This window comes from Nocardia sp. NPDC055050, from assembly GCF_053608345.1.
The window spans coordinates 1-11,345 of record NZ_JBSGVG010000024.1 but is presented as its reverse complement, the minus strand read 5'-3'; the positions used below and the strand labels follow the sequence as shown (position 1 = coordinate 11,345).

Here is an 11,345-nt window from a genome sequence, read left to right as displayed (position 1 = left end):
TCCGCCGCTACTCGCCTACCGGAGCGCTCGGTAGGCGAGTAGTTGTGGCGCAGGTGCCCTCGTCGGCCCTATCCTGGGTGCAGGAACAAGGGGAGGGCCTATGACCGATCAGCACGACGACCAGACCGATCCACGAGCGCAGTGGCGACAGCTTCCGCCCGCTCCCGCGGAGTGGATCGAGGAAACCCCGGCCAACACCCAAGCCACCGATCTCGGACTCCCCGCGATCGACCTCACCGAGGAATTCGTCCGCAAGTACGGCATGTGATGTAGTTCCCCCCGATGTGACGTGGGGTCCTTCTTTCCGAAATGTGCTCGAAGCAGAACCGGGATAAGGTCCGGGTTCGCTTCGGGAAAAGGAAGGGAGCGGTTGCCATAACGCTTCGGATTTGGCTGAGCAGTGCGGGTGCGGCCAGCGTTCAGGTCATGCGGTTGCTACGGGAGAACCCTGATGGGGTCGAGGTCACTGTTTTCGCCAGCAATGTGGATCCGAGTGCGGCAGCTCTCTCGGCGTGTGATGTGTCGGCGATCGAACCTCGGTATGTCAGCAACGAGGAGTATGCGCAGTTCGCGCTCGATTTCTGTCGGACACATCGCATCGACGTGCTCATTCCGCCGCGACGGCTCGACGCACTGGCGGGCCGCGCGGCGGACTTCGCCGCGGTCGGTACCAGTCTGATGTGTTCGCCGCTGTCCGCGGTGACGGCGCTGACCAGCAAGGTTCTCACCTACGAGATAGCCGGTGCCGCGGGAATTCCCGTACCGCCGTGGCGCGAGGCGGCCGACGTCGATGAGTTCTACGCGGCTGTCGACGAGCTTTCGCTCACCGGGGAGACGCTGTGCATCAAGCCCAGCGGTGAGTACTCGGCGTTCGGCTTCCGCATCCTCGACGACCGCCCGCTGACCATGGCGAACCTGCGGGTCGCGCCCCGGCCGGTGGCCTCGGTCGAGGCGGTCGCGGGGGCGATGCGGCGGGCGGCGGAAGAGGGCGAAGCGGTGCCGCCGCTGCTCGTGATGCCGTTCCTCGAAGGACCGGAGATCAGCATCGACTGCCTCTCCGCGTCGGGAGGCGAACTGCTGATGGGTATTCCGCGGGCCAAGCAGGGACGTTTCCGCATCCTGCTCGACGATCCCGCGCTGGTCGACATCGCGCGCCGACTCGTACGGCATTTCGAACTGGCCTATCTGACGAATGTTCAATTGCGTTATCGCGGTGGCGAACCGGTGCTGCTCGAGGCGAATCCACGCCCCTCGGCGGGCCTGTTCCACACGTCGTTCGCTGATGTGAACCTGCCATGGGCCGCGGTTCGGCTCCTGCTGCAAGGGGATTCGGGATTGCGCCGACTGCCGCGGCTCGGCGCCTGCCTCGCCGTGGCGGAAGCGGTGATGGAGGTCGCGCCGCAATCGGACGGTCAGTTCCCCGGTGCCGTGCGCAGGAGCGCGGACCTGGTGCCCGGTTGATCGGCTGCCGGAGTCGGTCACTCGCCGGTGGTGAACAGGCCCCGCTTCATCGCGACGATGACCGCGTGGGTGCGGTCGTTGACGTCGAGTTTGGCGAAGACGCGCAGTAGATGGGTTTTGACGGTGGCTTCGGCGATGACGAGGCGCCGGCCGATCTCGGGGTTGGACAGGCCGTCGGCGACCGCGCGCAGGACGTCGATTTCTCGCGGTGTCAGGGTGACCGGCTCGGGGCGGCGGATGCGGGCGACCAGGCGTTCGGCGACCCGGGGCGCCAGGACGGTCTGGCCGCGGGCGGCGGCGTGGATGGCGTCGACGAGTTGATCGCGGGTGGTGTCCTTGAGGAGGTAGCCGATGGCGCCCGCTTCGATGGCGCGTTCGATCTCGGCATCGGTGTCGTAGGTGGTGAGGATCAGGACGCGGGTTCCGGTGCGGCGCACGATGTCGCGGGTCGCGGCGACGCCGTCCAGAACCGGCATTCGTAGATCGAGCAGCGCAACATCGGGGCACAGCCGTTCGGCGAGATCGATGGCTTCCGCGCCGTCGGCCGCCTCGCCGACGATCCGGATGGACGGTTCGGCCTGCAACAGCGCGACGAGACCCGCCCGCATCACGAGGTGATCGTCGGCGAGGATCAGGCGCAGGGGCTCGGTCACGTCGGTCCGGTCGCGGGGAGAAGGGCGAAGATCCTGGTGCCCTCGCCGGGCGAGCTGGTGACGGCGAATTCGCCACCGAGTTCGGCCAGCCGGTTACGCATCCCGTTCAGGCCGAATCCACGAGCCTCGTGCGGTGCGAAACCGATTCCGTCATCGGTGATCTCGAGTTCGGGTCCGGCATCGGTGTGGGAGAGAACCACGCTCACAGTGCTCGCCTTCGCGTGCTTGCTCACGTTGGCCAGTGACTCCTGCGTGCAGCGCAGCAGGCCGATTCTGGTGGGTTGGTCGCAGACGACGTCCGCCAGTTCGGCGTGCACGGTCAGCCCGGTGTCTTCGACGAAGCTATCGAGGACCCGGCGCAGCGTCTGGGCGATCCCGGTGCTGTCCGCGGGAGTTCCGCCGACCAGCACCCTTGCCTCGGTGAGGTTCTCGCGGGCGGTGCGCTCGATCGACAACAGCTGTTTGGCGGTGGCCGCCGGATCGGTGCCGATGCCGTCGCGGGCCGCCTCGGCCAGCACGACGATGGAAGCGAAGCCCTGGGCGAGCGTGTCGTGGATTTCGCGGGCGATCCGTTCGCGTTCCTCGGCCGCGCCCTGCCGCTGGTGGGCGGCGGCCAGATCCGATTGGGTGCGTTCCAGCTCGGCGCCGAGGGCGCGAGTACGTTCCGCGCCCTGCCTGATCACCTGGTCCATCCACAGCCCGAGCAGGACGCCGCCCGCGTATCCGAGCAGGGTGAAAGTGGCATTGCCGGGGGAGAAGATCGGTCCGGTGAGATTCCCGATGAGGGTGGCTACCGCCGCCGCGCTGAGGTAACCGACCGCGCGGCGCGGTGTCGGAGTGTAGATCCAGAACAGCGGAATGGAGACGATGAAGAAGGCCGCACCGCCCTCGAGCAAGATCGCTGTCATGCCGAGGACGGCGACCAGCAGGCACAGAAAGCCGGTGGTGCCGACGACGCGGTGACGCGGAAAGGTCGTCAGCGCCAGATAACTCGCGGCCAGCGCCGTGATCAGGATCCACGTCGAGTACTTCGTCACATCGGTGCGATCGTGCACGGCGATCACGGGCGGGCCGAGGCCGAACAGCACCCAGCATCCGGCGTACCACCGGCGCAGAATCCGCATCCGGGTCGGCCTCTCCTCCATTTCGCTCAGCCTACTTTCACCGGCTCGGCGGTGCGGGCGGAGCGGGCGGGCCACCAGGTGCGATCACCCAGCAGCAGCAACATCGCGGGCAGGATCACGATCCGGATCACGAACGCGTCGAGCAGGACCGCCGCCGCGAGGGCGAAGCCCATCTGCTTCATCTCCATGATGTGCAGCGGAACGAAGCTCGCGAACACTGTGACCATGACGAACGCGGCGCTGGTCACCGCGCTCGCCGAACCGCCGACGCCGGCGAGTACGGCCCGGCGGGTCGGCACCCCGGCGCGTGCGAGCTCGCTGATGCGGCTGAGCACGAAAATCTGGTAGTCCATCGACAGTCCGAACAGGATCACCAACAGCAGCAGGGGGACTCGGGAGCCGATCGAGCCGGTCGAATGGAAGTCGAGCAGGCCCTCGGCCCAGGTGTTCTGGAAGACCGCGGTCAACAGGCCCAGCGATGCGCCCGCCGAGAGCAGATTCAGCACGACACCGATCGATCCGAGGACCACGGAGCGGAACGTCACGACGGTGAGGACGAACGTCACCAGCAGCAACGTCGCGATGATCAGGGGCAGCTTCTGTTCCTGGTGGCGCGGGTAGTCGGCATAGCGAGCGACATCACCGGTCACCGCGGAGTCCACGCCGGAGAGGGTGCCGACGGTTGCCGGTAGGTAGTCCGTGCGCAGGCGTTCGAGTGACTGTTGGGCCGCATCGTCGCTGACGTGGTGCTGGACGGGCAGTTCCAGCAGGCTGACCCGGCCGTCGGGGGAGGTGCGCAGTTCGGTTTCGCCCGCGAGGGCGGGATCGGACTCGGCTCGTCGGGCCAGTGCGCGCAGCGCGTCGGTGACCTCGTCGGCTCGCTGCGGCTCGGCCGCCACCACGACCTGGTGCATCGACTTCAGCTGAGGGAACGCGGTAGTGAGCCGATCGAACGTTTGCATGGCGGGGATGGAGCGCGGATGGGTCTCGCGGCCCATGTCGGTGAGGTCGAGGCCGAGCAGTGGCACGGTGAGCGTGAGCATGGCCAGCACCGCGACGGTCAGTGCGGCTACCGGGCGTGCGGCGGTCAGTCGCAGCAGGGAACCGGTGAGTCGGCCGGTGCTCTCTCGCTCCGGTGCCGAGGGCTTGCGGGCCGCGCGCCGCTCGGCTCGATCGGTCAGCACTGTCAGCAGGGCGGGCAGTGCGGTGAGCGAGCTGGCCACCGCGACCAGGGTGACCAGAATCGCGGCGGTCGCGATCGAGGAGAAGACCACGTCGTCGGCGAGATACATCGTCGCGCTGGAGACCGCGACGGCGATCCCGGAAACCACCACCGCGCGCCCGGAGGTCGCCGCGGCCAGTTCCACCAGCGCCCGTGAACTGAGCGCGCCGCCCGCGCGGGCCCGCTCCTCGCGCGCCCGCTTCAGATAGAACAGGGTGTAGTCGACGCCGACCGCCATCCCGATCAGCAGAATGATGTTCGTGCCGACACCGTTGTCGGGGAACAGGTGTGAGGCGGGCAGCGACAGCCCGATTGCCGCGACGATCGACGATATCGCCAGCAACAACGGCACCAGAGCCATTGCCGCCGAACGGAACACAACGAGCAGGGTGAGCAGGGTGATCGGCAGCGCGATCATCTCGGTTCTCGCCAGATCGCGCCCGCGCAAGACTTCGACGCCGCTGCTGATGGAGGGACCGCCGGTCTGCTCGACCTGTAGGTCCGGGTATGCCCGCTGTACCTGATCGGTTTGCGCACGCAGCGCGGCCACGTGCTTCTTGGCATCGAGTTCGGCGCCCGCCATGGTCACGTCGACGCGCAGCACCGTCCCATCCGGTGAATACACCGCAGCATCAACGGATCTGACCTCGGGCAGTGTCAGCATTCGGTCGATGACATCCTGAGCGGCGTTGTGCGCGGCAGTTCCGCCGCCGGTGATCAGCACCCGTTCCATCGGCGCCTGCTGCAATCCGCCCGAGGTCGCGAGCGCCTCACCGCGGCCCGCCTCGCCGATCCAGAAGTCCTCGGTGGCTGCGGGTTTCCCGCCGATGCCGACCCCGATTCCGACGCACAACGCCACGAAGACGAACCAGCCCACAATGGCCCGCCACGGATGGCGCGCGCTGGCAACGGCGATCAATACCAAGCGATTTCGCATGTCGTCGATGCTGCTCGGGTGGCCGGTGCCGTAGACAGCATCGACCGGTCGAACTTCGTGTCCACCGATCGGTGGACAACCTCTGGCCACATTCCGGAACGGTGTATTCGGTGGCACGAAGGTCACGGGTCGGTAACATTCGTTTTCGCGGTATCACGCCGGGAAAACCGCCGGCTTCCGCGGCAGGGGACGTTTCGCGGGCGACCGTCGAAGCCCGGAAGTGACAGTTCCGCGATGCCACTGCGTCTGACGTAATGCTTTCTTGCCTGGAGTTTGCCCTCGTCACAGCGAAGACTGAGGGAGCGCGCAGCTAGGAACCAACCAACCGAGTTCACCCGAGAGAAAGGACTCCCCATGTCCGCGAAGATCAGCAAGGCGGCCGCCGCTGCCGCCATCGTTCTGGCTCTTGGCGCTGTCGCCGCTCCCGCGGCCTCGGCTGCCGTGCCCGCGCCTCCCACAGCATCGGAAGTCGGATCGGTGGCATTGTGCTTCCCGTTGGGCAGCGTGGAGATCTGTATCTGATCACCACGCCGTTGTCAGCGGGGGAGCAGACCGGCCAACCCCTCGAGAAGTAGCTCGAGGCCGAAGGTGAAATCAGCCGCGCCGGAGTGGGTTCCGGCGATGACGCGCGCGGCCAGCGCGTGCATGTGGGGATGGGTTTCGGCGGGAACGAGCGGAAGGAATTGTTGTGCCGCCGAAGCGTATTCGGAGGGGTCGAGAGGGAAGTTGATGGCCTGGACGGTGAAGCCGTAGATGTGGCTGTCCAGGGCATTCCAGGCTCGGTCGGCCTGTTCGTAGGTGAAGCCCGCGGTGATCAGGCAGCCGAGGGTGGCGTCGACGTAACGCAGCATGGCGGGGCCGACGTTGATGCGGGAGCCGAGCAGGCCGGTGGCCCAGCGGTGGCTCAGCAGGACCTCGTGGGCAGAGGCGGCGCGGCGGCGGAGTTCGGCCTGCCAGTCGCCGCCCGCACGGGGGACGTAGATCTCCGCGACCACCAGGTCGATGATGCTGTCGTAGAGGTCGTCCTTGTTGGCGACGTGGTTGTACAGCGACATCGCCTCCACGCCGACGGTCTTGGCGAGGTTGCGCATCGACAGGGCGGCAAGGCCCTGCCGGTCGGCGAGGTCGATGGCGGCGCGTAGGACGCGTTCCCTGGTGAGTGGGGTGCGCGTCGGCATGGGCGTCCTCTCCTTGACCTACTTACGGCGTAAGCGTACCGTCTCATCTCAGAGACTTACGCTGTAAGTGCGAGAGGAGGGACAGTTCTCATGACCGATGTCGATACCGCCTCGATGACCGCCTGGATCGCGCCCCGATACGGCGGGGGCGAGGTGTTGCGGACCGAGATCGTGCCGAGGCCGACGCCGGGGGACCGGGAAGTGGTGGTCCGGGTGCGGGCGGCGTCGCTGTGCAGCGGGGACCTGCATCTGCTCACCGGGACGCCGTACCTGCTGCGGCTCGGGTTCGGGTTGCGCAGGCCCAAGCGTCGGATGATCGGGCAGAACTCGGCGGGCGAGGTCGTCGCGGTGGGTGCCTCGGTCGCTGAATTCCGGGTGGGCGATCAGGTTTTCGGTGCGGTCCCCAGCGGCGGGTTCGCCCAGTACGTGTGCGCGGACGCGGGTTCGTTCGCCGCTGTCCCCGCTGGGTTGAGCCTGGAAGACGCCGCGGCGATACCGGATTCGGGAATGACGGCCTTGCAGGGGCTGCGCGACATCGGCAAGGTCGGGCCGGGGCAACGGGTGCTCGTGAACGGTGCGTCCGGTGGGGTGGGCAGTTTCGCGGTGCAGATCGCGAAGGTGCTCGGCGCGCACGTGACGGCGGTGTGTAGCACCCGGCATGTCGACATGGTGCGCGATATCGGTGCCGATGTCGTAATCGATTACACCACAGACGATTTCACTCTGACAGACGTGCCTTACGACGTGATCTTCGACCTCGCGGGCAACCGTGAACTGCGCGAAATCCGTCGCGCGCTGGCCGTGGACGGTGTGTTCATCTCCTCCGCCGCCGCGCCGGGCAACAATTGGTTCGGCCCGATCCGATGGCTCGGTCAGGTGGCACTCACCGACCTGTTCGCGCGACAGACCCTGAAGGCACTGCTCATGCGACCCGCCACCGCCGACCTGCGATACCTGGCCGAATTGGCCGTCTCCGGAAAGTTGCGGCCGGTGATCGAGCGGCGGTTCCCCTTGTCCGACACGGCCCTTGCCATGGCCGCGTTCGAGCAAGGGCACGCGTCGGGGAAAACTGTTCTCATTGCCTGACCTCGCTCAGTCGGTGAGTTCTCCTGCGGTGCGCCAGGATTGGCGTTCCTCGGCGAAGGCTCCCGCCTGCAGGGCGCGGAAGTCGGTGATGGAGTCGGCGTTGTCCGCCAGGAACGTGCGATAGTCGGCCAGGCGGAAGTCGCCGTTCTCGGTGGTGATGTCCACCTTGCCCGCCGCGAAATCCGCGCGAAGGTCGAGTAGCTCGTCCGCCTCGACCGGGTGCCAGCGGATGCGGTCGAAATAACGCAGAAGCCACGGGGTTTCGGGGTCGGTGGAAAAGCGGTCGACGCCGGGGCCCGCAGTGCCGCTCGGGCGTGCCCGGTGGTTCCAGACCTGGGTGGTGCGCCCCACGAATTGGTAGCCGCCCGGGCCTTCCATGCCGTAGATGCACAGGTAGGCGCCGCCGATGCCGACCGCGTTCTCCGGGGTCCAGGTGCGGGCCGGGTTGTATTTGGTGGTGACGAGGCGGTGGCGGGGGTCGGTCGGGGTGGCCACGGGGGCGCCGAGGTAGACATCGCCCAAGCCGAGGACCAGGTATTCGGCATCGAAGACCGTGTTGTAGACATCCTCGACGGAAGGCAGGCCGTTCATGCGTCGGATGAACTCGATGTTCCACGGGCACCAGGGGGCGTCGGCGCGCACGCCGTGCATGTAGCGGGTGATCGCTTCCCTGGTGGAGGGGTCGTCCCAGGACAGCGGGAGATGGACCGTGCGACTCGGGACGACCAGCTGATCGGAATTCGGCAGCTGCGCCTCGGCCTCGGCGAGGAGGTCGAGCAGGCGGGGGATCGGCAGGACAGCGGGGTCGACCCTGATCTGGAGTGAGCGAATCCCCGGGGTGAGCTCGATGACGCCACGCAACCCGATCGCGATGAGGTGCTGGTGCAGGGCGTGGACGCGGGCCCGAAGTCCGAGATCCAGGGTGAGCGTGCCGTATTCGACGAGCACGCCGTCGTCGCCTTGGCGGCGGTAGGTCACGCCGGTCTCGTCGTCGACTTCGGTGCGGCGCAGGATGCCGTCGTCGCCGTCGCGACCTGCCGAAAGGACGGTGCCGAAGCAAGCGCGTCGACGAGCGCCGAGTTCCGCCGCGGGGGCGGCGTGTTCGGAACGGATGGGGACGAAGCGGACCTTGTCGCCCGGCGTGAGTTGGCCGAGTTTCCAGCGATCGGCGGCGACGACGGTGACCGGGCAGACGAATCCACCCAGGCTGGGGCCGTCCGGGCCGAGCAGGATCGGAGTATCGCCGGTGAAGTCGAGGGCGCCGACGGTGTACGCGTTGTCGTGGATGTTCGACGGATGCAAGCCCGCTTCGCCGCCGTCGGTGCGGGCCCACTCGGGCTTCGGGCCGATGAGGCGGACGCCGGTGCGATCGGAGTTGAAGTGGACTTCGTAGTCGGTTCCGATGATGGTGTCGAAGTCGTCGCGGGTGAAGAACTCCGGTGCGCCGTGGGGGCCCTCGGTGACGGCGAGTTCCCAACGATGCGCGAAGGCGGGCTGGTCGGCCATCGGGACGGCGGGGGCGCGGCGGGTCGACGGCGCGCCCAGCGTGAGCGAATCGTCGGCGCGCAACGCGGCACCCGTTCCGCCACCGAACTTGCCGAGTGTGAATGTCGCTGCGCTGCCCAGGAACTCGTCGACATCGATACCGCCCGCGATCAGGATGTAGGTGCGCATGCCGGGGCCCCGGATCGCGCCGACATCGAGCACGCCGCCCGCCGGGACCTCGACGGTCCGCCACTGCTCGACCGGGACGCCGTCCACCCGGACATCGGCGACCGCGCCGGTCACACACACCCACGTCGGCTCGGCGAACCGCAACGCCGGTCCGCCCAGCGTGCACTCCAGCCCGGCCGCGCCCTCGAGGTTGCCGAGCACGCGATTGCCCAGGCGGAACGACAGGTCATCCATCGGCCCCGACGGCGGAACTCCGATGTGCCAGTACCCGATTCGTCCCGGCCAGTCCTGCACGGTGGTCTGCATTCCGGGACGGACGACATCGAGGCGCCGCCGACTGGGCGCAGGCGCCGCCGGGGTGTCCGAAGTCGGCTCGGTCGCACTGGTGCCTGTCGGGTCGACCGTGCTCGCGGCGCGCGACTCGGCCGGGCCGACCGCCTGCTTCGTGGTCGAGTCGATGACACCACTGGGCGCGGGGAGCTTCGTCGGGGCCAGGTCGGCAGCGGGATCGATGGGGGTGTCGGTGAGGCTCATCGGGTCACCACCATGCGGACCGGGGTGGGGTCGAAACCGTTGCAGGGGTTGTTGATCTGGGGGCAGTTGGAAACCAGGACCAGAGTGTCGATCTCGGCCCGGAGGGTGAGCTTCTTGCCGGGGGCGGACAGGCCGTCGACGATGCCGAGCGTGCCGTCGGGTTCGACGGGGACGTTCATGAACCAGTTGATGTTGGAGACCAGGTCGCGTTTGCCCAGGCCCCATTCGAGAGCGGCGGTCAGGAAGTTCTCCACGCACGCGTGCTGGTGGCGGGTGTGGTGGCCGTAGCGCAGCGTGTTGGATTCCTGGGAGCAGGCGCCGGCGATGGTGTCGTGGTTGCCGACCTCGTCGGCGACCACCGTCATCAGCGGGGTGCCGCCTTCGGTCCGCAGGACGCTGCCGGTGGTGAGGAAGATGTTGCGCTGGGCGGCGATGGTGGCCTGGGCGCTGTAGCGGTCGGTGCGATCGGCGGCGGAGTAGAGCAGGCAGTCGACGGCCTGATTGCCGTGCAGGTCGATGATGTCGAGGTGGTCGCCCGCGCGGACGACGGCCGACCACGGCGCCCGGGCGGGGACGGTCTCGTCGAGGACGACGGTGCGGGTGGCGGTCATGCCGGAACCTCCGTGTTCAGTGCGGCCGTCCAGGCGGCTTCGGTGTTCTCCACGGCCCGGCGGTATTCGGGGTCGTCGTTGCGGGTGTCCAGATCCGCGGGGGAGGACCAGGCGAGAAGGTCGAGGTCGCCGGTGGGGCGGTCGTCGAGGGGGTGCGGGGCGTTGGCGACCAGGAGGGTCAGGGGGAGGTGGACGATGAGGTCGAGGGTGGCGCCTGCCGGGCCGTTGCCGGTGGGCTCGATCGCGCCGTCCACCGCGACCACGGCTCCGCGGAACACGGCGATCGAGGGGCCGATATCGCGCGGCTCCAGACCTTGTTTGGCACCTGCCAGGTGGAGTTGGTGGCGGCCCTCGGTGGTGGGGCCGCAGAGGGTGTCGTGGTGGCCGTCGGAGTCGGCGAGGACGGTGGCCAGGACCCGGCCTTGGTCGGAGAGCAGTGGATGGCCTGCGCTGAGGTAGGCCTGCCACGGGACTTTCACGGTGTCGGCGACATTCAGCCGTTCCCAGGGGGATTCGGTCCGTAGTAGGAACAGGTGGGCGCAGGTGGTGCCGGTGGGGTCGCTGAGGCGCACTCGAGTGCCTCGGCCGAGCGCGATGTTCGCGTAGCCGCCTGGGGGGATGCGTTGTGCGGCAACGATTTTTGTGGGGTCTATGTCAGGGGGTGTGTCGGGGGTGGTGATGGTCGCTGCTGCGGCTTGGGCGCGTGCGTGGGCGCGGGCGCCGGTGGTGGAGTGGGTGTTTGTCATCGTTGACCTCCTGGGATGACCTGGGTTCGGTAGTCCCAGGACGGTTTGACGCTGTGTTTGTTGGCGCGCTGGCGCGCGCGTGTCCGCGGCCCTGAGGGGCCGCCGGTCAGGCACCGGGG

General features: G+C 68.0%; 11 protein-coding genes. 4 read left to right on the top strand and 7 right to left on the bottom strand.

Annotated features, from left to right (window positions below):
- Nucleotides 1–100: 100 nt before the first annotated feature.
- Nucleotides 101–268, top strand: coding sequence for a hypothetical protein (locus tag ACWGCN_RS23400; RefSeq protein WP_452452944.1), 168 nt, complete (start codon nucleotides 101–103; stop codon nucleotides 266–268).
- Nucleotides 269–309: 41 nt separating this feature from the next.
- On the top strand, nucleotides 310–1,461 hold the full coding sequence (locus tag ACWGCN_RS23395; protein WP_378990841.1) for an ATP-grasp domain-containing protein: 1,152 nt from the start codon (nucleotides 310–312) through the stop codon (nucleotides 1,459–1,461).
- A 17-nt stretch (nucleotides 1,462–1,478) separates the two neighbouring features.
- Here the strand turns inward: ACWGCN_RS23395 and ACWGCN_RS23390 are convergent, their stop codons facing one another.
- The 3 genes from ACWGCN_RS23390 to ACWGCN_RS23380 are packed head-to-tail and all read right to left on the bottom strand — an operon-like array spanning nucleotide 1,479 to nucleotide 5,397.
- Nucleotides 1,479–2,114 carry a response regulator gene (locus ACWGCN_RS23390; RefSeq protein WP_378990839.1) on the bottom strand — a complete coding sequence of 212 codons (636 nt, stop codon included), beginning with the start codon at nucleotides 2,112–2,114 and terminating at the stop codon, nucleotides 1,479–1,481.
- Entirely contained in the window at nucleotides 2,111–3,259 is a 1,149-nt protein-coding gene (locus tag ACWGCN_RS23385) for a sensor histidine kinase (RefSeq protein ID WP_452458114.1), read from the bottom strand. Before ACWGCN_RS23385 ends, ACWGCN_RS23390 begins: the two co-directional genes overlap by 4 nt.
- A 5-nt stretch (nucleotides 3,260–3,264) precedes the next feature.
- Nucleotides 3,265–5,397: an MMPL family transporter gene (locus ACWGCN_RS23380; protein WP_452458113.1), complete on the bottom strand. Its 2,133-nt coding sequence runs from the start codon at nucleotides 5,395–5,397 to the stop codon at nucleotides 3,265–3,267.
- Between the two features lie 354 nt (nucleotides 5,398–5,751).
- On the opposite strand from ACWGCN_RS23380, the gene ACWGCN_RS23375 reads away from it, so the two are divergent.
- A complete protein-coding gene (locus ACWGCN_RS23375; protein ID WP_378990835.1) occupies nucleotides 5,752–5,919 on the top strand; it encodes a hypothetical protein in 168 nt (55 codons plus the stop codon).
- 14 nt (nucleotides 5,920–5,933) lie between these two features.
- Here the strand turns inward: ACWGCN_RS23375 and ACWGCN_RS23370 are convergent, their stop codons facing one another.
- Nucleotides 5,934–6,575, bottom strand: coding sequence for a TetR/AcrR family transcriptional regulator C-terminal domain-containing protein (locus ACWGCN_RS23370; protein ID WP_452458112.1), 642 nt, complete (start codon nucleotides 6,573–6,575; stop codon nucleotides 5,934–5,936).
- Nucleotides 6,576–6,665: 90 nt separating this feature from the next.
- Here ACWGCN_RS23370 and ACWGCN_RS23365 point away from each other — a divergent pair, with 90 nt between their 5' ends.
- Nucleotides 6,666–7,661 carry an NAD(P)-dependent alcohol dehydrogenase gene (locus ACWGCN_RS23365; RefSeq protein WP_452458111.1) on the top strand — a complete coding sequence of 332 codons (996 nt, stop codon included), beginning with the start codon at nucleotides 6,666–6,668 and terminating at the stop codon, nucleotides 7,659–7,661.
- Between the two features lie 6 nt (nucleotides 7,662–7,667).
- Here ACWGCN_RS23365 and ACWGCN_RS23360 read toward each other — a convergent pair whose 3' ends face one another.
- From ACWGCN_RS23360 to ACWGCN_RS23350, 3 genes are read right to left on the bottom strand one after another with little or no spacing between them, the layout of a single operon-like run.
- Nucleotides 7,668–9,869, bottom strand: a complete 2,202-nt coding sequence (locus ACWGCN_RS23360; RefSeq protein ID WP_452458110.1) for a 5-oxoprolinase/urea amidolyase family protein — start codon at nucleotides 9,867–9,869, stop codon at nucleotides 7,668–7,670.
- Entirely contained in the window at nucleotides 9,866–10,480 is a 615-nt protein-coding gene (locus ACWGCN_RS23355; RefSeq protein ID WP_379318434.1) for an urea amidolyase associated protein UAAP2, read from the bottom strand. Before ACWGCN_RS23355 ends, ACWGCN_RS23360 begins: the two co-directional genes overlap by 4 nt.
- Entirely contained in the window at nucleotides 10,477–11,226 is a 750-nt protein-coding gene (locus ACWGCN_RS23350; RefSeq protein WP_452458109.1) for a DUF1989 domain-containing protein, read from the bottom strand. The genes ACWGCN_RS23355 and ACWGCN_RS23350 overlap by 4 nt, the downstream gene beginning before the upstream one ends.
- Nucleotides 11,227–11,345 lie beyond the last annotated feature (119 nt).